Annotated in this window: 21 protein-coding genes, 1 tRNA gene and 1 pseudogene; 12 read left to right on the top strand and 11 right to left on the bottom strand. The window is 63.6% G+C overall.

What is annotated here, in order from left to right; translation table 11 throughout:
* The first annotated feature begins 31 nt into the window (after positions 1-31).
* Both D107_RS0106040 and galE read left to right on the top strand, forming a co-directional pair.
* Entirely contained in the window at positions 32-808 is a 777-nt protein-coding gene (locus tag D107_RS0106040; RefSeq protein ID WP_018880991.1) for a YdcF family protein, read from the top strand.
* A 42-nt stretch (positions 809-850) separates the two neighbouring features.
* Entirely contained in the window at positions 851-1,831 is a 981-nt protein-coding gene (galE, locus tag D107_RS0106035) for a UDP-glucose 4-epimerase GalE (protein WP_018880990.1), read from the top strand.
* A gap of 20 nt (positions 1,832-1,851) precedes the next feature.
* Here galE and D107_RS0106030 read toward each other — a convergent pair whose 3' ends face one another.
* Together D107_RS0106030 and D107_RS0106025 are read right to left on the bottom strand one after the other, a co-directional pair.
* The gene (locus tag D107_RS0106030; protein ID WP_018880989.1) at positions 1,852-5,052 is read right to left on the bottom strand and encodes a DUF3427 domain-containing protein; all 3,201 of its coding nucleotides are present in this window, start codon (positions 5,050-5,052) and stop codon (positions 1,852-1,854) included.
* On the bottom strand, positions 5,049-5,465 hold the full coding sequence (locus D107_RS0106025; RefSeq protein WP_081619362.1) for a (deoxy)nucleoside triphosphate pyrophosphohydrolase: 417 nt from the start codon (positions 5,463-5,465) through the stop codon (positions 5,049-5,051). The genes D107_RS0106030 and D107_RS0106025 overlap by 4 nt, the downstream gene beginning before the upstream one ends.
* 520 nt (positions 5,466-5,985) lie before the next feature.
* On the opposite strand from D107_RS0106025, the gene D107_RS0106020 reads away from it, so the two are divergent.
* From D107_RS0106020 to D107_RS0106005, 4 genes are all read left to right on the top strand, one after another.
* Positions 5,986-9,771 (top strand): restriction endonuclease subunit S, encoded by a 3,786-nt coding sequence (locus D107_RS0106020; protein WP_018880987.1) that lies wholly within the window; start codon positions 5,986-5,988, stop codon positions 9,769-9,771.
* 94 nt (positions 9,772-9,865) lie between these two features.
* Positions 9,866-10,354: a J domain-containing protein gene (locus tag D107_RS14095; protein ID WP_081619361.1), complete on the top strand. Its 489-nt coding sequence runs from the start codon at positions 9,866-9,868 to the stop codon at positions 10,352-10,354.
* Between the two features lie 377 nt (positions 10,355-10,731).
* The gene (locus D107_RS0106010) at positions 10,732-11,052 is read left to right on the top strand and encodes a hypothetical protein (RefSeq protein ID WP_018880985.1); all 321 of its coding nucleotides are present in this window, start codon (positions 10,732-10,734) and stop codon (positions 11,050-11,052) included.
* A gap of 57 nt (positions 11,053-11,109) precedes the next feature.
* Entirely contained in the window at positions 11,110-11,529 is a 420-nt protein-coding gene (locus D107_RS0106005) for an SRPBCC family protein (protein WP_018876723.1), read from the top strand.
* A gap of 3 nt (positions 11,530-11,532) precedes the next feature.
* On the opposite strand, the pseudogene D107_RS13665 reads toward D107_RS0106005, so the two are convergent.
* Positions 11,533-11,625 (bottom strand): annotated as a pseudogene (locus D107_RS13665) (peptide deformylase); the annotation flags it as partial.
* 176 nt (positions 11,626-11,801) lie between these two features.
* On the opposite strand from D107_RS13665, the gene D107_RS0106000 reads away from it, so the two are divergent.
* Positions 11,802-12,062: a type II toxin-antitoxin system Phd/YefM family antitoxin gene (locus tag D107_RS0106000; RefSeq protein ID WP_018866580.1), complete on the top strand. Its 261-nt coding sequence runs from the start codon at positions 11,802-11,804 to the stop codon at positions 12,060-12,062.
* Positions 12,055-12,318, top strand: a complete 264-nt coding sequence (locus D107_RS0105995; RefSeq protein WP_018866579.1) for a Txe/YoeB family addiction module toxin — start codon at positions 12,055-12,057, stop codon at positions 12,316-12,318. The genes D107_RS0106000 and D107_RS0105995 overlap by 8 nt, the downstream gene beginning before the upstream one ends.
* A 101-nt stretch (positions 12,319-12,419) precedes the next feature.
* On the opposite strand, the gene def is transcribed toward D107_RS0105995, so the two are convergent.
* The 3 genes from def to D107_RS0105980 form a co-directional block, all read right to left on the bottom strand.
* Positions 12,420-12,971: a peptide deformylase gene (gene def, locus D107_RS0105990; RefSeq protein ID WP_026280750.1), complete on the bottom strand. Its 552-nt coding sequence runs from the start codon at positions 12,969-12,971 to the stop codon at positions 12,420-12,422.
* Between the two features lie 65 nt (positions 12,972-13,036).
* Positions 13,037-13,837 carry a nucleotidyl transferase AbiEii/AbiGii toxin family protein gene (locus tag D107_RS0105985; RefSeq protein ID WP_255349389.1) on the bottom strand — a complete coding sequence of 267 codons (801 nt, stop codon included), beginning with the start codon at positions 13,835-13,837 and terminating at the stop codon, positions 13,037-13,039.
* A 376-nt stretch (positions 13,838-14,213) separates the two neighbouring features.
* Positions 14,214-14,813: a type IV toxin-antitoxin system AbiEi family antitoxin domain-containing protein gene (locus tag D107_RS0105980; RefSeq protein WP_018876727.1), complete on the bottom strand. Its 600-nt coding sequence runs from the start codon at positions 14,811-14,813 to the stop codon at positions 14,214-14,216.
* A gap of 365 nt (positions 14,814-15,178) precedes the next feature.
* On the opposite strand from D107_RS0105980, the gene D107_RS0105975 reads away from it, so the two are divergent.
* Positions 15,179-15,460 (top strand): type II toxin-antitoxin system mRNA interferase toxin, RelE/StbE family, encoded by a 282-nt coding sequence (locus D107_RS0105975; protein WP_026280343.1) that lies wholly within the window; start codon positions 15,179-15,181, stop codon positions 15,458-15,460.
* Between the two features lies 1 nt (position 15,461).
* A complete protein-coding gene (locus D107_RS0105970; RefSeq protein ID WP_018863440.1) occupies positions 15,462-15,722 on the top strand; it encodes a helix-turn-helix domain-containing protein in 261 nt (86 codons plus the stop codon).
* 130 nt (positions 15,723-15,852) lie between these two features.
* On the opposite strand, the gene D107_RS0105965 is transcribed toward D107_RS0105970, so the two are convergent.
* From D107_RS0105965 to moaC, 5 genes are all read right to left on the bottom strand, one after another.
* Positions 15,853-15,928, bottom strand: a tRNA-Phe gene (locus D107_RS0105965).
* A gap of 101 nt (positions 15,929-16,029) precedes the next feature.
* Positions 16,030-16,305, bottom strand: coding sequence for an oxidative damage protection protein (locus D107_RS0105960; RefSeq protein ID WP_018866575.1), 276 nt, complete (start codon positions 16,303-16,305; stop codon positions 16,030-16,032).
* On the bottom strand, positions 16,289-17,347 hold the full coding sequence (gene mutY, locus D107_RS0105955; RefSeq protein ID WP_018880981.1) for an A/G-specific adenine glycosylase: 1,059 nt from the start codon (positions 17,345-17,347) through the stop codon (positions 16,289-16,291). The genes D107_RS0105960 and mutY overlap by 17 nt, the downstream gene beginning before the upstream one ends.
* Positions 17,348-17,398: 51 nt before the next feature.
* Positions 17,399-19,579: an AsmA family protein gene (locus tag D107_RS0105950; protein WP_018880980.1), complete on the bottom strand. Its 2,181-nt coding sequence runs from the start codon at positions 19,577-19,579 to the stop codon at positions 17,399-17,401.
* A complete protein-coding gene (gene moaC / locus D107_RS0105945) occupies positions 19,576-20,064 on the bottom strand; it encodes a cyclic pyranopterin monophosphate synthase MoaC (protein ID WP_017940559.1) in 489 nt (162 codons plus the stop codon). Before moaC ends, D107_RS0105950 begins: the two co-directional genes overlap by 4 nt.
* Before the next feature lie 45 nt (positions 20,065-20,109).
* On the opposite strand from moaC, the gene moaD reads away from it, so the two are divergent.
* Together moaD and D107_RS0105935 are read left to right on the top strand one after the other, a co-directional pair.
* A complete protein-coding gene (gene moaD, locus D107_RS0105940) occupies positions 20,110-20,343 on the top strand; it encodes a molybdopterin converting factor subunit 1 (protein ID WP_018876739.1) in 234 nt (77 codons plus the stop codon).
* A gap of 1 nt (position 20,344) precedes the next feature.
* Entirely contained in the window at positions 20,345-20,782 is a 438-nt protein-coding gene (locus tag D107_RS0105935) for a molybdenum cofactor biosynthesis protein MoaE (protein WP_018866571.1), read from the top strand.
* Positions 20,783-21,112: the final 330 nt, after the last annotated feature.

Raw genomic sequence — 21,112 nt, 5'->3', positions numbered from 1 at the left:
GCCGTCCTGCTACCGCCAACAAGGGTGCCCCGTGGATTTTCTGTCGCTGCGTTTTCTGGCCGACTGGCTGCTGCTCCCGCCCAGCGGGCCGCTGCTGCTGGCCCTGGCGGGCCTTCTGCTGATGCGCACCCTCGCGGGCAAGGCGCTGCTGATCACCGGGCTCCTGCTGACCTACGCCTTCAGCCTCCCGCCCGTCAGCCACGCCCTGATGGCCCCGTTGCAGGCGCCGTGGTCACCCCCCGACGCGGCGGCGCTGGAACGCGCCGAGGCGATCGTCGTGCTCGGCGCCGGCTACCGCAGCGGTGCCGTCGAGTTCTCCGGCGAGACGGTGAACGACCTGGCCCTGGTGCGCCTGCGCTATGCCGCGGCCCTGCACCGGCGCACCGGCCTGCCGGTGGTCGCCACCGGCGGCGGCCCGGACGATCGGGAACCGGAGGCCCGCTGGATGGCCGAGGTGCTGGAGGAGTTCGGGGTATCGCCGGTGTGGCAGGAACCTCAGGCGCGCGACACGCAGGGCAATGCCCGCCACTCGGCCGCGCTGCTGCAGGAACACGGCCTGCAACGCGTGCTGCTGGTCACCCATGCCCACCACCTGCCGCGCGCCACGGCCGCGTTCGAACGCGCCGGGCTGGAGCCCATCCCGGCGCCAACCGGGGCGTTCGTCGCGCATGACACGCGGCTGTCGTTAGGCGCCTTCAAACCCCAGGCTAACGCCATGCGCACGAGCTGGCTCGCCATGCACGAGTACCTCGGTATTCTGTGGTATCGCTGGCAATACGGCCGTCACCCGGCACCACCCGACCCCTGACGCGCCCCGCCAGCCCCAACCCACAGCGACCGGGGGCGATGGATGAAACTGCTGGTAACGGGCGGGGCCGGCTACATCGGCAGCCATGTCCTGCAGCACCTGCGCAGGGCGGGGCACACGGTCACCGTGTACGACAACCTCAGTACCGGCCACGCCTGGGCCGTGGGGGATGCCGAGCTGGTGGTCGGCGACCTGGCCGATACCGAAGGCCTGCGCGACACCCTAGAACGCGGGTTCGACGGCGTGCTCCACTTCGCCGCGCATATCGTCGTGCCCGAGTCGGTTGCCGACCCGCTCAAGTATTACAGCAACAACACCCGCAACACCCTCAATCTGCTGCAGGCCTGTGCCGACACCGGCGTGCGCGATTTCGTGTTCTCCTCCACCGCCGCGGTCTACGGCATCCCCGACACCGTCTCGGTTGCGGAGGACGCACCGCTGCAGCCGATCAACCCCTACGGCGCCTCCAAGATGATGTCCGAGCGCATGCTGATGGACCTGGGCGCCGCCTCGGACCTGCGCTACGTCAGCCTGCGTTACTTCAACGTGGCCGGCGCCGCCCCCGACGGCCACCTGGGGCAGGCCACGCCCGACGCCACCCACCTGATCAAGGTCGCCTGCCAGGCCGCCACCGGCCAGCGCGACGGCATCACCGTATTCGGCACCGACTACGACACCCGCGACGGCACCTGCGAACGCGACTACATCCACGTGGAAGACCTGGCCGCCGCCCACGTCCGCGCCCTGGAACACCTCGACGGCGGCGGCGACTCTCAGGTGCTCAACTGCGGCTACGGCCACGCCTACAGCGTGCTCGAGGTCATCGACGCGGTGAAACGCGCCAGCGGCGTGGACTTCCCCGTCACCCTCGGCCCGCGCCGCGAAGGCGACCCGCCCGCCCTGATGGCCGACGCCCGCCGCATCCGCCAGACCCTCGCCTGGGAGCCGCAATACGACGACCTCGACCAGATCGTCCGCCACGCCCTCGCCTGGGAACAGAAGACCGCGCTACAGACCGCCTGATCCGCGTTTCCCCAGCCGCGTTACAGGACCGTGCGGCGGGCGAGGTGCAGGAGCCGCGCGGGCAGTTCGTAATCCAGCTCCCAGACGATGCTCATCGGCTTGCTGCCCTCGTGGTGCTGGTAACGCACCGGGCCGCAGAAGGTGAAAGGCTCGCTGAGGCCCGTCGCATCACGCTTAGCCCGCCGAATGAACAGCATGGGGGTGTAGCCACGTGCCTCGTGGTGGATGTAGCGCTGCCCGGTTTCCGAGGTGGGGGAGGTGCCGGACTGTGACTGCCAGTGGAACCGACGCTCGTTGAGGGCGTAGTCCTCGTACATGGTGGTGGGGGAGAACTCCTGCTCGGATTTCTCCAGGGTGACGAACAACGCATCCACCCGCCGCTCCGGTACGTGCCGCACACCCTCCTGCTGGGTGATCGGCTTCTCCAGGCTGCCAAGTCCCAGCGCCAGCAGGATCTGCTCGCGGGTGTAGGACGCGTGCAGTTCCAGTGGCCCCGTCTGCTCCGGGAAGGTGATGCCGCTGGCGGGGACGATACGCTCGTGTCTCCAGGCGGCGACTTCCTGGAGATCCCGGTAAAGGGGGCGCTGTTCGCGGACGAAGGCGTCCACGGCGGATAGGTCCCCGCCCCCCGGCCGCGTCTTGCCCCATAGGGTGCTGTGGACGAGGGCCAGCCGGAGCCGATCTTCTTCGGCAAGCTGCTCCACGTTCGCGGCCGGCTGCGCCAGATGGGTCTGCAGGGTTTCCAGCAACTGGTGATCGTCACACCGCGCCAAGCGCAGCAGCCCGCGTTTGAGGCCGCTGGCATAGGGTCCCAGTGCTTCGGTCGACTCGCCTCCGCAGTCCGCGCGCAGCCGGGAGGGCAGGTCCTTGCGCAGCAGGTCTTCCGCTTCATCCATATGCAGGCAGTCCAGCATCTTGGGCAGGCTGGCGGAGTCGATGTCCTCCCGGAAACAGTCCTTCAGCTCGCGGACGAGCTGCGGTCGCTGGCGGTTGATCTGCGCACGGATGTTGTCGAGGACGTGCTGGGTGGCCAAGCGGTCGAGGTGGATCAGGCAGCCGCTGGGTAACCAAGGGAAGCCTTCCTGGATCTGGTGATCCACCCGCTTCTCCGGCCGCGCGCTCAGGGCCCGGAACCGAGCGGCATAACGAAAACGCCGATCCTGTGGCGCGACGAAATCCAGCACGGTCAGGTGCGGCTTGCCTTCGTGCAAGCGCAGGCCGCGGCCCATCTGCTGCAGGTAGACCGTCAGGCTCTCGGTCGGGCGCAGCAGCAAAACGGTGTCCACCTCCGGCAGGTCCACGCCCTCGTTGTAGAGGTCCACCGTAAAGATGAAGCGGATGCGCCCCTCGCGCAGGTCGCGCTGTACCGACTTCCGCTCGTGATCCGAGCTCTCGCCAGTCAGCACCGCGCTGGGCACCTGCTTGGCCGAGAAATGTTCGGCCATGAATCGGGCATGGGCGCGACTGATGCAAAAACCCAGGCCTCGGACCGAGCCGGGGTCCGTGGCGTGCTCATGGGCCTGCTGCCGAACCCAATCGGCGCGCGCCCGGTTGCCGGTGAACACCCCTTCCAGTTCTTCGGCGTCATACCCCCCGCGCCGCCAACTCACCCGCCTCAGATCCACGGACTCATGGTCGGCCACGCCGAAGTAATGGAACGGCACCAGTAGGCGCCGCTCGATCGCATCCGGCAGGCGGATCTCGTGGGTGTAGCGCTGGCCGAAGTGCTTGCGGATATCCTCGGCATCCGTGCGCTCCGGGGTCGCCGTCAGGCCCAGCAGGCACTTGGGCCGCACATGGTCCAGGATGCGCTGGTAGCTCCCGGCGCTACTGTGGTGCGCCTCATCCAGTACCACGTAGTCGAAATGCGCCGGGTCTAGGCGATCGAGGTCCCGTGCATTCCAGCTCTGCACCGTACAGAACAGGTGGCGGTCCTGACTCGGACGGGCCCCGCCCACCAGCACATCGCCAAACTCGTGGTCTTGCAGCACTTGCCGGAAGCTCGCCATCGCCTGGCGCAGGATCTCCTCGCGGTGGGCGATGAACAGCAGCGACGGGCGCCCCTTGTCCGCCTGCTCGCGCGCAAAGCGCCGATAGTCGAAGGCGGCGATCATGGTCTTGCCGGTCCCGGTGGCCGCGATCACTAGATGGCGGTCGATCCCCGAACGGCGTTCGCGCTGGATGTCCTCCAGGATCTCCTGCTGAAAGGCATACGGCCGCAGGTCGAAGAACGCGGTGGCGTCTTTCTGCGCCCCAGGCCCCGAGCTGGATTCCGACTCCAGTGCCTGTTGCAGGCGGGGTAGGTCGTCCGTGGTGAGCGGTTCGAACTCCGCCGGGTCTGCCCAGTGCGCCTCGAACGAGGTCTGGATCTGGCGCCACATATGCGGCAGCTCGTATTCACTGACCTTGGCCGTCCACTCCAGCCCCTCATCCATCGCTACCCGCGAGACATTCGCCGAACCGATGTAGGCACTGCCAAACCCCGTGTCGCGATGGAACAGGTAAGCCTTGGCATGCAGGCGCGTGCGGTGGGTGTCGTACGAGACCCGAATCTCGGTGTTCGGCAGGCCCAGCAGAAACTCGATCGCCTTGAGATCGGTAGCCCCGAGGTACGAGGTCGTCGCAATCCGAAGCCTGGGCGAGCCATCGGCCGTCGGGGTTTCGGTAAAGCGCTTCAGCGTCTCGCGCAGGGCGCGAATCCCACTCCACTTGATGAAGGACACCAGCCAGTCGGCCCGCTCCGCACTGGCCAGCTCCTTCTCGATCTGCGTGACCAGGCTGGGAGTACGATCGGAGCCGGTCAGCAGGCTAGACAGGGCCAGCGGAACATCCGGCCGTGGCGTCTCCTGCTGCCCCACCTGATCGGCGGTCGGAGAGCGCACCTCCAACAACTGCCGAAACGGCGGGTGGGGCAGGTCCTCCTCAATGCCCGACAGCGGATGCCCGGCCGCCGCCAGCGCATCCGCCAGGATCTGCACGGCCCGGGTCCAATCCTCATGCCCCTTCTCGCGCAGCTCCCCGGCCCGCTCCGCCAGCCGCTGGGCCAGTTCGGCCGCCAGGGTCATCGCCAGATCGTCACCCTCCAGCCCCTGGCTCCAGCGGGCGTGGTCCGCCAGCCCCAGGGCTTCCAGCGCCTGCCGTACCCGCGGCGTATCCAGCCGTTCATGCAGGCCGACCCATTCGGCCCCGGACCGGGACTTGGCGGCGCTATCCCGGCTCATGCGGAACGTCCGGCAATAAAGGCTTCGAGCAACGGGATGTCCGCAGGCGCCAGCTCGAGCCCGCGCGCCTCCGCCGGCGACACCCAGCACCAGCGATCGTGCACCGCCAGCACCGGGCTCTCGTCATCCGTCCACGCACGCAGCGCAACCAGCTCAAGGCTTCCGTTACCCGGAATCGGCGAACGACCGATCTCTTCCCCGACTCGAAGCTCCAGCGCCAGCTCCTCGCGAAATTCGCGGCACAACGCGGCCTCCAGGCTCTCGCCCGGCTCCGCCTTGCCACCGGGAAATTCCCAATACCCCGCCAAAGCCTGATCGGCCCCGCGACGCGCCAAAAAGACCCGCCCCTGCGCATCCTCCAGAACGCCGCAGACCACCACCGCATCATTCGCTTCCATGAGCGTTTCCAACACCGGCTCCCGGTTCCCCCTGGCCGGATCGTACCAGGGAACGCCGCCACAGCTCCCGCCGGAAGCTCGTTTCTCGGGCCACGCGAGGTGTGTCCGGTCGTCACACCACACTGCGATAACGGTGATATACCGATTCTGTATAGCACCGCGCTCTGTCACGCCCGAGCCGCCGCTTTCCACTGCTCGCTCCGAATCCGTCCACCCCCCCAAGCCTTCAACGTCGGCCCCTGCATCCCGCCTATGTTGGATCGCCGGGCCGACATCCCGCCTATGTTGGATCGCCGGGCCGATGTAAGACTTTGACTAAGCTCCAAAGATACTTCGTCCGACTGGGGCGGATGGCCTGCCACTCGACGCGACGCACACTACCATGATAAAAGCGTGGTTTACCTGTGGTGGTGTGCCACCGAGAGGAGAACGCTAGGATGATATGCAGAATCTGTATATCACCAATATGACAGATTCTGTCTAATCTACTGTTATGCCCTATGAATGATAAAACAACTTTGGATTACTAGACTGAATGATAAATCAGGACAATTTCATCGCGCTGCTGGCGTCGCTCGGCTTTGCCAAGAATAAATCCATTTACAGCAAGGCTCTCGGCGCAACCGCTTTAAGCGTCGATGTCAGCAAGCAGACCATCCATTATCCGGAGTCTGACGGGCTGGTCGTCAACGAACGCCAGACCTGCAACTTTTCGGCGAATGAAAACTTTGTCGTCTTTGAGTGCGTCCACCGCCTGCTGAAAAAGGGCTACAAACCGGAACACATCGAGCTGGAACCGAAATGGAAACTGGGGCGCGGGGCCAGCGGTGGCCGCGCCGATATTCTCGTCAAAGACAATTTCGGCAAGCCGCTGCTGATCATCGAGTGCAAGACCGCCGGGTCTGAATTCAAAAAGGCCTGGAACAAGACTCTGCAAGACGGCGACCAGCTATTCAGTTACGCCCAGCAGATCAGCGAAACCCAGTTTCTTTGTCTCTATGCCTCGGATTTTGAAAACGCCGAGCTGAACTACCAGAGCCACATCATCGCCCACCGTGACAATGATCAGTACCTGGTCGCCAATCCGCACTTCAAGACCTTCCGCACCGTTACCGACGTCAAGGAGCGCTTCGCGGTTTGGCGCGACACCTACAAGCTCGATTTCACTACCAAAGGGATCTTCGAGGACAACATCCAGCCCTACCAGATCGGTAAGGACAAGTATTCCTTGGCCGACCTCCACGCCATTTCCGCCTCGGACCAGCAGAAGAAGTACCATGAATTCGCCACCATCCTGCGCCAGCACAACGTGTCCGGCCGGGAAAACGCCTTCGACAAGTTGGTGAATCTGTTTCTCTGCAAACTGGTGGACGAGATCGAAAACCCCGACGACCTCAAGTTTTACTGGAAAGGCGTGGCCTACGACAGCCATTTCGATCTGATGGACCGCCTGCAGCAGCTCTACCAGTCGGGCATGGACAAGTTCCTCGGCGAGGACATCACCTACATCAACCAGAACGACGTCAACAACGCCCTGCGTTTCATCCGCCAGAATCCGGATGCCACCCAACGGGCGGTGTGGAATCTTTTTATCCAGCAGAAGTTTTTTACCAACAACGACTTTTCCTTTATCGACGTCCACAACGAACGGCTCTTTTACCAGAACGCCGACGTGCTGCTGAAGCTCCTGCAAATGTGGCAGGACATCCGGCTGACCAACCCCAACGGCCACAACCAATTCTTAGGTGACATGTTCGAGGGCTTCCTCGACCAGGGCGTCAAGCAGAGCGAGGGGCAATTCTTCACCCCCATGCCGATCTGCCGTTTCATCTTGATGAGCCTACCGCTGGAGAGCCTGGTGCGCGATACCCCCACGCCGCCCATGGCCATCGACTACGCCTGCGGCGCGGGCCACTTCCTTACCGAGCTGGCCTTGCAGCTTCAGCCCCTGCTCGAACAGCACAAGCCCCAGGCCAATCCGGCCGAGTACCACAAGTCGATGGTCGGCATCGAAAAGGAATACCGGCTCTCCAAGGTCGCCAAGGTCTCCGCCTTCATGTACGGCCAGCAGGGTATTCAAGTCTGCTACGGCGACGGTCTGGTGAACAGCCACGAGGCCTTTCCCGACATCCGCGATGGCCATTTCGACCTGCTGGTCGCCAATCCGCCCTACAGCGTGCGCGGCTTTCTCGAAACCCTGCCCGAGGAAGAGCGCAAGGCCTATACGCTCACCGACACCATCAACGACGCCGAGACGGCCAACAGCATCGAAACCTTCTTTATCGAGCGGGCCAAGCAGTTACTGAAAAGCGGCGGCGTGGCCGCCATCATCCTGCCCTCGTCGATCCTCTCCAACGGCGGCTCCACCTACATCCGCGCCCGCGAAATCCTCTTGCAGTATTTCGATATCGTCGCCATCGCTGAATTCGGCAGCGGTACATTTGGAAAAACAGGCACCAACACCGTCACCCTGTTCCTGCGCCGCAAGCCGACCCAGCCCGACACCGCCGAGCATTACCGCGAACGGCTGGAGGAGTGGTTCAAGGGCTGCGCCGCAAGCCCGCGCAAGCAGGTGATCTACAAGGACGGCCACCTGATAGAGCAGTATTGCGCTCATATCAATGTACCTCTGGCCGACTACCAGAGCCTGTTGCGGGGCGAGGCGGAGGGAAGCTGGAAGCAGCAGGAGCATTTTCAGCCCTACCACGACAAGTTCGACAAGAGCACAGAGCTGGTCAACCTGCGCAAGCAGAAGAAATTCAAGGCCCTGACCAAGGCCGAACAGGCAGCGGAAATCGCCAAACGCTACCTGGGCTATGTCCAGTCCATCGAGCGCGACAAGCTCTATCACTTCTGCCTTGCCTCGGATCAGGCCATCCCGGTGCTGATCATCCGCAGCCCCTCCGGGACGAAGCAGATCAAGCAGTTCCTCGGTTACGAGTGGTCCAGCGCCAAGGGGGATGAAGGCATCAAGCTCATCGAGGACGCCAACGGCAAGCACATCACCACCTTGTACGACGGCCCGGACCATGCCAACCCGATGCGTTTTACTCGCGGCAACTCTGCCAAGCTCAACAGCCATATTGCCGCCAATTTCGACGGGACGCTTGGAGTGATTCCGACTGAATTGAGCGAGGTAACCAACCCGGCGCGATTGGTGGATATGTTGGATTTTTCACGGGTCGTTTTTGAAAAGCAGCTGTCGTTGGTGGTTAAAAGATCTGTTCACATAGAAAGCAAGTGGCCGCAAGTGAAGGTTGGAAGTGTTTGCAGCTTCGAATATGGCAAGCCCTTACCCGAGAAGAAGCGAGTTGCCGGGCCGTATCCAGTCATGGGCTCAAATGGCAGGGTGGGATTCCATACGGAGTATCTTGTAAAGGGGCCTGCGATAATAATCGGCAGAAAAGGCTCTGCTGGTGAAGTTGTATGGGAACCTGAGAATTGTTTTCCGATCGATACAACTTTCTATGTAAAGACTTCGGAAAATGACATAGATGGATATTTTCTGTTTCATATTTTGAAGGGATTGGACTTAGGGCATTTGCATGGTGGTGTAGGTGTGCCAGGCCTGAACCGGAACGAAGCGTACGAATTGCCAATGCCTTTGCCTCCAATGGAGGTGCAGAAACAAATTGCAAAAGAATGCAGGAATTTGGATAGCGAAATTGCCGCAGCAGCAGCGGCAATCTCGAAGGCCAGAGCCAATATTGACGCCGGTGTCGAGTCCATCTACACCTCCAGCGCCTCGCGCCTCGAAATCGCCAAACTGAGCACCAATATCCAATACGGCCTGAACGAGAAGATGAACGAGGCCAGTATCGGCTACAAGATCTTCCGCATGAACGAGATCATCCAGGGGCGGATGGTGGATAACGGCGCGATGAAGTGCGCCGACATCAGCGCCGAGGAATTCGCCAAGTATCGACTGAACAAGGGCGACCTGCTTTTTATTCGTTCCAATGGAAGCCTCGAACACATTGGCAAGGTCGGACTGTTCGATCTCGAAGGGGATTACTGTTACGCCTCATATCTGGTAAGAATTGTTCCTGACTCATCCACGGTATTGCCGTACTATCTGACCTGTATTATGAACTCACCAACGTTCCGTAAAGGAATGGTGAGTCTGGCTGTAAAGTCAGGAGGCACCAATAATATCAAGCCTACCAAGATGAAAAACATCAAGGTGCCGGTGCCTTCCCTGGCCGAGCAGAAGAAATTCGTCATCAAGGTCGAGGCCCTTGAAAAACAGATCGCCGACGCCCAGGCCGTCATCGATACCGCCCCCGCCCGTAAAGAGGCGGTGATGAAAAAGTACCTGTGAGAGCGGCATGAATACCGAAAATGGCATAACAAGGCACTGCACCGGACGGCAAAAAGCCGCCGCCGGTGAGCTTGGTCGTTAGGCATTCACGAGGATGAAGAAAATTCACACGCACTATGACAACCTCAAGGTGTCTCGAACCGCACCTGCTGAGGTGATTCGCGCAGCTTATAAAGCGCTCTCTCAAAAACATCATCCAGATAGAAACCCTGGAAATTCCGAAGCGGGTCGCATCATGGCGATCATAAATGCTTCTTATGAGATTTTGTCGAATGAAGAAAAGCGTCGTGAGCATGATCTATGGATCGCTCAGCAAGAGCTTATGGCTGCGGAAGAAATAGTTAAAAAGAATAGTCAATCCCAAACGCCTCCGCCTCCACCTTCTGACTCGGTAGCGGAGGCAATGGCATTCGGCCTTTCCAAGGAGGAGGTCGAATATCTCGGTAAGCCAATTAGGGCCGACCGTTACCGAAAGAAGTATTGGGTTTTCGAGAGCAAACTATCGAAAGCTATTAGTCTTGGTAAAATCCGAGGGGTCACTTGCCGTGGCGTTCTGTGGGTTCAGGATCAAAAAATTGCCTAACAATGCCATAAACGCGGACCCCAAAAAGCTACGCTGCGCTCCGCTTTTGGGGTCCGGTTATGGCTGGCGTTAGGTGCTTCGAGTATGGAGCCTGAGGAAAATGCCCTGATCAAGGTCGATGAAGCGAGGTTCTACTTGGAGCTAATGGACAAACTCGTGGGTGCCCACGGGGGTCAAACCTTGCCTTTTGCCCTGCGGTGTCCCTCCCCGAAGCAATCCACCATGCCGTTGCTGAAATACGGCATAGCCCCTTCCCCATCCGCTTCCGGGGTCACCTTTGACCGCCTCGGGAACGGGGTCTAGCGTCAAAGGACAGGGGCGGAGAACGGCCCGACGGAATCCGTTGCAACCTCGCGGAATCGCGAAGGAGGCACAGCATGCGCAGCGTAGACAACATGCCGTTACTCGACTGGCAGGACGGCAAGAACGCGATGCGGGCGAAGTTTCAGGTGATGCACGAGGAGCCGGTGGTGCTGAAGATGCCGGCCGGCATGGACTGGTCGGTGAATGGCGGCGAGTTTGGCTGCACGCTGGACGAGAACGGTATGCCGCGCGACTGTGAAGGCGGCAGCCTGCTGCATCGGCTGGCGAAGCTTAATGACATGCCGGGACTGGAGGACATCGCGCAGGCCTGCGCCTACTCCAGCTCCCGCGTGGATATCGACGCCGCCGGCTCCCGCATCATCGTGCACGACTGATCGGGCCTGCGCCGCCGGCCCGACCGGCGGCGACCCTGCAACCTGGAGCGGTGGCCGATGTCGGTGATCCACCACGAGATGGAGATCGACGCCGCTCCGGAGGCGGTGTTCGAGCTGATGGCCCGGGTGGAGGCGTTCGCCGCCTACAGCGAGGCTATCGAGTCCATCACCTGCGTCGGGCCCGAGCGCTACCGCTGGCGTGTGCGGGTGGCCGGGGTGCCGCTGACGTTCGACGTGGAGGTGCTGGTCGCGGTCCCGCCACGTCTGCTCGGCTGGCGCGCGCTGGCCGGCTTGTCCTGCGAGGGCTGCTATCGGCTAACCCCGAGCGCGCGCGGCACGCATCTGGAACTGGCCGTGCGCTGCGGCGACGAGAACCCCCTGACCGACGGCCTGCTCGGCCTGGCGGCCCACCCGTTGCTGGATGCGCTGGGGGCGGAGGTGGTGCGCAACGCCTGGCCGCGCCTCCACGGGGCGTGATGCCTACGCCTCCGCGTGGAACTCGCGGTATTCGTCGAGGAAGGCGAGGCGGGTAGTTTCGGTGACGCGATCGATGAACAGGGTACCGTCGAGGTGGCCCGAGGCAGCAGGCTCGCGCCCCGCGCGGTGAACACGGGGTCCACCAGCGTCAGGCGAGTGGCTGTCAGGTAACCGGTATTTCACTCGGCGACGCGATAGCACAACCTGCACAGTTGGTTGTACATGTGGGCCGGCCGGCCTATACTTGTACAAGTCAAGGTACAGGAGGCGCCATGAAGATTGTTTCATTCACCGAGGCTCGCAACGGTCTCAAGGCCGTACTGGATGGGGTGGTCAACGATGCCGACACCACGGTGATTACGCGCCGTGATTCGGAGGATGCAGTGGTCATGTCACTTGATCACTACAACAGCCTGATGGAAACGGTGCATCTTTTGCGTTCCCCTGCCAATGCAGAGCACCTCAACAGGTCCATTACGCAATACAAGGCAGGAAAGGCGACCGAGCGTGCGTTGGTAGGTGGGGATGAGTAGTCGGTTGCTTTGCTGGACCGACGAAGCATGGACTGACTACCTCTACTGGCAACGTCAGGACAAGAAGACCCTGAAGCGGATCAACAAGTTGATAGAAGACGTGAGGCGGTCTCCATTTGAAGGCATTGGCAAGCCGGAAGCCCTCAAGGAGAACCTGGCGGGTTTCTGGTCGCGTCGGATTGATGACACCAATCGACTTGTGTATGCGGTGGAGGATTCGTCTATCACGATCATCTCCTGCCGATATCACTATTAAGTGCGAGGTCGACTACCGACGCATCCTGTATCGGCGATCGACGGTACCGTCCTAGTAGCCGGAGGAAGTCGGGCCCATTCGGATGGCCAGCAGGGGCGGGCTTACGTGGGCTTTGACGAGGGTGCCGCGTGGAACTCGCGGTATTCGTCGAGGAAGGCGAGGCGGGTGGTGTCGGTGACGCGGTCGATGAACAGGGTGCCATCGAGGTGGTCGATCTCGTGCTGGAAGACGGTGGCGAGGAACCCTTCGGGTTCCAGGTGGCGGGGCGTGCCGTCGGGCTCGTAGTAGTCCACGGCGATGTGGCGCGGCCGGGCAACCTCCCCGCGCAGCCCGGGTACGGACAGGCAGCCTTCCCAGTAGCGTTGCGGGGTTGGGTCCAGCACGGTCACGGTCGGGTTGACGAGGACCAAGCGGCCGGTCGGCACGGCACCGGGGAAGCGGGTATTGCCCGGCTGGATCTCGATCACGGCTACGCGTAGCGGAACGCCGATCTGGGCAGCAGCCAGGCCGAGGCCTTCGCTGGCGTGCATGGTATCGACGAGGTCGTCCACCAGGGCGTGCAGCCCAGGGCTGTCAAAGTCCGAGTCGGGTACCGGGTCGCAGACGCGACGCAGATCGGGGTGCCCCATGCGCAGAATACGGCGAATGCTCATGGAAACGATGGTGCCACGGCGCCGCATCTTCCGCTGCTGCGGGAGATGCGCGATGGAATCGCGTGTTAGCTGGAAGGCGTCCAGCCATGCCCGGCATGCCAGGTTTCCCGAAACACCGCACGTTGTTTGACCGCGCGCAGCGGACGCGACAGGAACGCTCGCAGATCCGTTACTACATCGGAAAGCGGGGGATGTGCCAGGGTGTTTTTCTTCAGGAATGCCTGCCACTGGATCTGCTTCGATCGGTCCTGTGCGAAGTCGTCGCTCAGGCCGAACGGGGTACCTTCCGGCAGCGGTGTCATGCGGCGTTCGAATGTCGCGTGAATGGCCTGGTACAGAATTTCGCCTTCGAAATCGGCATAACGCGACAAGACCCAGAGATCGAAGTAATCCTTCATACGACTGTTGGCGATGCCGAGCGACACCAGTGCCTCCAGCTTTTCGGCGACAACGGTCGAGCGGGGATAGGCGCGAAGCCTGGGGGCAGGCATGTCGGGCAAGATCACCGGGAACTCGATGGCGTCGGGGCCTGGTGTCACGGCATCGCCAAAACCCACGTCGATCTGCGTGTGACAGCGCGCACCGTCCAACAGCCCTATCAACGTGATCCGCACACCGGAGTAGCTGGCCTCCTTGCGAATCGCCTCCGCGCGTACCGAGTCGGCCTGAAAACGGATTCCATCGTCCTGCTCCACCGAACAGACATCCCGAAACACAGCCTCAAGATGTGGCAGCTCGGCTGACCCAAAGCCCAGGAGATCGGCATCACGCGTCGGACGGTGCGGGATGTCGAACCACAGATCGAACAGCAAAGCGCCCTTGAGCAGGAACTGGTCTGCATGGTAGGAGGTGCTCAGGCGATACAGGAACCGTTCAAGGGCATAGCGGGTTAGGGAAACCCTGATCCATGTACACGCTCGCGTTGGTGTCCCAGGTTTTCCGAGACAAGGCGCGGTGCGCAGCCGGTAGTGGCTCTACCCGCAAGCGGCGTAATGCAGGATCGGGGAACCTGGGGTGCCAACCCCGAGGGGCTCGGCCGCTTTTGCGCGGGAACGGCGTTGCGGCTCCCTTGTGCAGAATGACTGCACGGCAGTCGCCGCGCCTTGTTCGCACGCAAAAGCGACTCGAGCGCGAGCGTGTACATGGACCAGGGTTTCCCTGGTACGAGGTTGTAGTCCTGCTTGTGGTTTCGGGCGTTTTCGAGCAGTCGGGCACGCACCGAGGCGGCGGGGTTTTTGGGACTCACGTCAGGCTCTCCAGATAAGGGCGCATGACATTGCCGACCCGGCACAGCCTGGCAAACTGCCAGAGTTCGTCCATGCGCACCCGCTTCTCACTCCAGGCCTCGCGCAGGGCCTCCAGAGCGACATCCAGGCCAATCTTGTTGCGGTACTTGAAACAGTCCGCGACCGTCCTGGCAATACCGGTGACGCGCACCGGAACCCCTTCGATCAAGTATTCCTCGACGCCTTCGGCAAGAAGAGGATCGGAAAAGCGGACAATACGCAGGGCCGGGTAGTCGATCCGGGGAGCGCGGGCCTTGTTGGGGATGGCAAGCCAGACCTCGAATGGCGACTGGGTGGTGAGATTATGGAAACGCAATGCCGAGAGCAGGCACACCACCGCTCGCGGATGCTTGCGCGCGGTCTCGGCCAGCGCGGTGTGTTCCGAGACAGGACGGTCCGGCAGCGCATAGAGGCCGCGCGCAACCCGCGCGAGCATGCCCTGACGGACGAGACGCGTCAGCGCAACTCTTGGCAGGCCCAGTGGTTCCAGGTCGCGCGACCGGATCAGTCCGCGTTTGCGCGCGAGATCGAGGATGGCTTCTGCGCTATTGCCCATGCCGGCATGCTGTTCCGTTATGCCGGTAGAAGTCAATCACTACCGACAAAAAGAAACACCCTGATTGTCCACGACCGCGAGCGACGGATACGGTGCGGCGTCGCAGATACGACGCAGATCACGGTATCCACGGGCAGGATACGGCGGACGCTCATGGGAAGGATGGTGCCACGAAGCCGAGGCTGACGTTGGTACGGGGATACCTGCCGGAGAGGAACGCTGAAACAGGACGTTGCCCCGATGGGGTTATCGGCTGTGCGATGAGGAAGACACCCATCTTTCTGGCAGCCGCCTAGCCGTACTCGGCGCCCGCGTCAGGAGCCCGACCTTGATATACCATATTCAGTATGCATACTCTATTTGGTATGTGGGAGATCTTTGAACACAAGAGGGTAGAAAAGAGCCTGGCGGCCGCCCCTCCAGAAGTTCAGAAGCGGTACGAGAAGTGGAAGGACATCGTCACCATCTCCGGTCCGCAGGGGTTGCGGCATATTCGGGGCTTCAACGACGAAGCCTTGTCCGGCAAGTGGAAAGGCTTCCGATCGTCTCGACTGAATATCCAGTACCGCGTCATTTACCGGGTGGAGAAAGACAAGGTGCTCGTTGAAGTCGAGAAGGTAACTCCCCACGATTACGGGAGGGCGTGACATGAGTGATTATCGCAAGGCTAAGAAGAGGGTTGAGGTTTCCGTTGGCGAATCGGTCCGGATCCTGCGTGAGCTTCAGGAAATGAGCCAGAACGATCTGGCGAATGCCTCCGGCATCCCCCAGTCGACCATTTCGGCCATCGAGAATGACCGTGTACGTCTCGGTGTTGATCGCGCCAAGGTCCTGGCAAGGGCATTGCGCTGCCACCCCGCCGTACTCGTATTCCCTGGCTGGGATGTCGAGCATGAATCGGCCGCATAGCCATCAAGCCATTCGGGAACACGCAAAGTCAGCAGGGCACCAGGTCGCAGACGCGACGAAGCTCGGGCGGCCCATACGCAGACACGGCCAACGCTAATTGATGGGTAGGATGGTGCTACGGGAAAGATAATGGTGGCCGGGGACGGAATCGAACCGCCGACACGGGGATTTTCAATCCCCTGCTCTACCAACTGAGCTACCCGGCCATACTGCGGGGGGATTCGTCCTGCGGACGAAGGGCGGTATTAAAGCGGCCCGGCGCCGCCACGTCAAGCATGCCGGGCCGGTCGCCGCTGAAAAGCCCGGATCAGGAGGCGTTCGGGTCGACGAAGCCTTCCGGCTTCTCGGAGCCTTCGCCGAACAGGAACTTTTCCATTTCCTCTTCCAGGAACTTGCGCGCCTTGGGATCGACCGGGGTCAGGCGGTATTCGTTGATCAGCATGGTCTGGTGGCTCAGCCAGGCCTGCCAGGCTTCCTTGGACACGTTCAGGTAGATCTTCTTGCCCATCTCGCCGGGATAGGGCGGGAAGTCCAGGCCTTCGGCCTCTTGCCCGAGTTTTACGCAGTTAACGGTTCGTGCCATTGCCGGGATCCTTGTCGTCGTGCAGATAACGCTGGATGGGGGCCGGGATGCCGACCGCCCGTGATGTGCCGGGTTTATACCAAATCACCCTGTCGCCTTCCATGATCCCACACGCGCCAGCCGGGAGGTCGAAGGGGCGGATGCGCAGATCCAGGCGGTAGTGGCTGAAGCTGTGCTGCAGACCGTGATCGGTGGCGGCCGGCGCGGCGCCGGGCCACTGGGCCAGCACCCAGTCCTCCAGGGCTTCGGGGGTTTCGGCCTCGGGCAGGCTGTAGAGCCCGCCCCATATGCCGTCCTGCCCGCGCTGCACCAGGGCGATGCCCTCGGGCGCGCGCAGGCAAGCGGCCCAGCGGGTGCGGGTGGGCAGGTCGCGGCGTGGCCGGGGCGAGGGCAGCGTAGCGGTCAGGCCCTGCTGCGCGGCACCACAGTCCTGATGGACGGGGCAGGCGTCGCAGTCGGGCCGGCTGCGGGTACAGAGCAGGGCGCCCAGGTCCATGATGGCCTGGGTGTAGTCGGCACAGCGCGTAGTCGGGGTGCGCGCCTCGGCCTCGGCCCACAGCTCGCGCTGCACGGCCGGGCTGCCGGGCCAGCCGTGGATCGCGGCGTGGCGCGCGAGCACGCGCTTGGCATTGCCGTCCAGGATGGCCTCGGGCACATCATGCGCCTGGGCGATGATCGCGGCGGCGGTGGAGCGGCCGATCCCGGGCAACGCCTCCAGGCCCTCGCGGCGAGCGGGGAAGACACCCCCGTGCTCCGCGACCACCACCTGCGCGGCGCGGTGCAGATTGCGCGCGCGGGCGTAGTAGCCAAGCCCCGACCACTGGTGCAGCACGGCATCCTGCGGCGCCGCCGCGAGGCTTTGCACGTCGGGGAAGCGCTCCATGAAGCGGAGGAAGTAGGGGACGACGGTCTCCACCCGGGTCTGCTGCAGCATGATCTCGGAGACCCACACCCGATACGGCGTGCGCGGGTGCTGCCACGGCAGATCCTGGCGGCCGTGGCGGTCGAACCAGGCCAGCAGTCGCTCGGCGAAGGCGTTCATGGATGGGCCGGGCCTGGCGGCGCCCGCCCGGGAGGCGGGTACCGGCGGTGATCAGCGACTGCGGAAGCGGTCCAGGAGCCGGTCGGACTCCCGTTCGATGCGCTCGCGGGCGCGCTCTTCTTCCTCGTCCAGGCGTTCGCGGACGCGTTCCTCTTCCTCGCGCACCCGCTCGCGGGCCTCGTCCTCGTAGCGACCGCGCAGGGCGTCCTCCAGGTCGAGACGGAAGCTCGGGTCGGTGAAGGTCCCGCTGATGCGGATGGGCAGGGTCACGCCGCGCAGGTCGTCCAGTTCACGGCCGCCCTGGCCTTCCAGCGTGCCTACCACTGTCGTGTTCACGCGGTAGTCGAGGCTGTCGTCGTTCAGGTCGGCCTGGCCTTCGCCGCGCACCCGCAGCAGGGGCGAGCTGGCGGCGAGGTCGTCGTTGCGGACCACGCCGTCGCGAATGGTGAAGCTGCCGGCGAGCTCGCTGAAGTCGGTCTGGTTGGGCTCGTCCTCTTCCAGCTGTTCGCCGCGCAGCCGCGCCTCGGCGCGGCGGATGATCTGGGCCACGTTGATACCGCGCACCGCGCCGTCCTCGAAGCGCATGTTGCCGGAGCCGTTCAGGGCCCCTTTCAGCTCGCTCAGGAGCTCGCCGCGGGTGCTGATGTCCAGCTCCAGGTTGCCGGTACCCATCAACCGCGCGTCGTCGCCCTGGAAGTCCTCCAGCAGGGCGCCGATATCCAGGCCCTGCAGGTCGGCGGCCAGTTCGTAGCGCGGGGCATCGTGGCGGGCGTCCAGGCGCAGGCGGCTGGTCAGCTCGCCGTCGTAGGCGGCGGCGTTCAGCGGCTCGATGTTCCAGTCGCCCGCCTCGCCCCGGATCTGCAGTTCGATGTTGCGCAGGACCATGCCCATCACGTCCAGGCGGTCCAGCGCAGCGCGGCCGTCCACGTCGACGCTGCGCAGCGCCTCCAGCGGCAGTTCGATGGCGAGGTCCTCGTCGGCATCGCGTTCGCCGTTGCCGTTGTCGGTACGCGCCTCTTCCACCTCCGGCGGCAGGTAGCGGTCGAGGTTCAGGCGTTCGCCGGAGACATCGAAGGTGATCTTCGGGCGCTCACCGCGGCCATCCCAGCCGGCGGAGCCGCTCAGCATGGTGTCGTCCACGGTCACCAGGAACGGGGACATCTCCAGGGCCTGGAAGCTGCCGCTGGCCGAGAAATCGAACGCGACGCGCGCCAGCGCGTCGGGGTCGTTGGTCTGCGGCGCCTCCAGGCCCAGGTCGGTCAGCACGTCCTTCAGGTTGACGGTGTTGGTACGCATCTCGGTGCGCACCTGCGGCACTTCGCCATCCAGATCGGACAGCTCGGCGAACCCGGTCAGACGCAGATCGGAAACCCCCAGCGTCAGGCGTTCGAAGCGCAGGGTCATGGCGTCGGCCATCTCCAGCCCCACGTCGCTCTCCAGCGTCATGCCGACGGCGCGCGGCAGGCCACCGCCATCCAGGCCCAGGGTCGCGTTCAGACGGCGCACGGAATAGCGCTCATTGAGCAGGTCGACGTTCATCAACCCGCCCAGATCAAGGGCTAGCTCCACCGGTTCGGCCAGGTCGCCGCCCTCGGCACGCACGACCGCCTCCAGATCAAGGCGCGTCTCGATACCCGGGCGGAAGCGCCCGACCTGCAGCTCGAACGGCTCCAGGGTCGCCTGCATGCCGGACTCGCGGTCATCCCAGTGCACGCGGGCGTTGGTCAGGGAGATCCCGGCCACGTCGATGCGCTGCAGGGCCAGACGGGTCTCGGTCTCGGTGCGCTCGTCGTCATCCGCGCCCACGGCCTCGTCGCGGGCGGCGCCGGCGTGATCCAGCAGGTCGTCCCAGTTGTTGCGGCCCTGTTCGTCGCGCGCCAGGTTCAGGCGCACACCGTCGGCCTCCACGCGCTGAACCTCCAGCTCGCGGCGCAGCAGTGGCATTACCGCGACCGCGACATCCACCACATCGACCTCGGCGAACGGCTCGTCGCCGAAGCCCTCGGCGTTGCCGAAGCGCACCTCTTCCAGGCGCAGCCCGAGGCTGGGGAACAGGGTCAGACCGATCGGCCCGGACAGGGTCAGTTCACGGCCGGTGGCCTCCTGCACCTCGGCCTCGATGCGCTCCTTGTAGTCATTGGCATCGAAGGTGACCAGCAGGTACGCGGCCACGATGATGGCCAGCAGGATCAGGACGGCAATCAGGCCCAGCAGGCGCTTGATCCATTTCATTCGGAATCTCCTTTCGGTTCGGCCCGCCAGGTGCCACTGCGGCCCCCGCGTTTCTCCAGCAGGCGAACACCATCAATTTGCATGCCGCGATCCACGGCCTTGCACATGTCATAGACCGTCAGCAGCGCGGTGGACACGGCGGTCAGCGCCTCCATCTCCACGCCAGTCTGCGCGTGCACCTCGCAGGTGGCCTGTACGCGCACGGCGGTGTCTTCCGTCTCCAGCTCCAGGGCCACCCGGGTCAGGCCGATCGGGTGGCACAGCGGGATCAGGTCGCCGGTCTTCTTGGCCCCCATGATGCCAGCCACCCGGGCAATGCCGAGGACGTCCCCTTTCGCATGGCGGCCTTCGCGGATGCGCTGCAGGGTATCCGGCTGCATATGGATGCGCCCCTCGGCGATCGCCACGCGGTGGGTGACGGACTTTTCGCCGACATCGACCATGTGCGCATGGCCTTCGGCATCGAAGTGAGTGAATTCGTTCATGATCGCTATAATGCTTGACTCGCAGCCATGTTTACAGGGGCCGGAATGACCGTACACGTTCACTATTTCGCGCGTCTGCGCGAGGAACTGGGCCGCCCGAACGAAGAGGCGGAACTGCCCGCCGGCGAAACGACCGTTGGCGGGCTGTGGCAGCACCTCCACCAGGAGGCCCCGCCGGAGCGCCTGATGGCCGCGGTCAATCAGGAACAGGCCAGCCTGGAGACGCCGGTGCGCGACGGGGACGAGGTCGCCTATTTTCCGCCGGTAACCGGGGGCTAGGGTGGCGGTCGAGATCCACACCGACGACTTCGACCCCTGGGAGATCGTCCGGCAGGCCGAGACGGCCATCCCCGCGAACGCGCGTGGCGCCGCCAGCGTGTTCGTCGGCCGCATGCGCGACTTCAACGAGGACGAGGACGTGACCGGGCTGTTCCTGGAGCACTACCCGGGGATGACCGAGCGCGAGCTGGAACGCATCGTCGCCGAGGCCGAGGCGCGCTGGCCGCTGCTGGGCTGCCATGTGGCCCACCGCGTGGGCGACGTGCGCCCCGGCGACGCCCTGGTGCTGGTGGCGACCTGGTCGGCCCACCGCGTGGCCGCCCGCGACGCCTGCAGCGACATCCTGGAACGCCTGAAGCACGAGGCCCCGTTCTGGAAGCGCGAAACCCTCACCGACGGCACCCAGCGCTGGGTGGAGAAAAACACCCCAGGCTTCTGAACCCCACCCCTGCAGGAGCCTGCTTGCAGGCGAATGCCCCTGCCCGTGTCCGGCTTTGGCAGGGGCTTCGCCTGCAAGCAGGCTCCTACAGGGGTGGGCCAGGGCCTCGGGATTCCCGCCCGCATACGTCCCTACACCCTCGTCAACCCGGCCGCGGCGGAGCGGAGAGCCGGGATGACGAGACATGGGGGTTGCGCGATGGAAGCATTCTTGTGGGAGCGGGCTTGCCCGCGAATGCTCCTGCCAAAGCCGGACGCGGGCGGGGGCTTCGCGCCCAGAACCCCGGAACCGTAGGAGGCCAGCCCTCTGGCCGATGGAGCCTGTCCAACA

The sequence above is a fragment of the Thioalkalivibrio sp. ALE30 genome (assembly GCF_000377465.1).
Classification (GTDB): domain Bacteria; phylum Pseudomonadota; class Gammaproteobacteria; order Ectothiorhodospirales; family Ectothiorhodospiraceae; genus Thioalkalivibrio.
The sequence above is the reverse complement of the archived record's forward strand: the minus strand, read 5'-3'. Positions and strand labels throughout refer to the sequence as shown.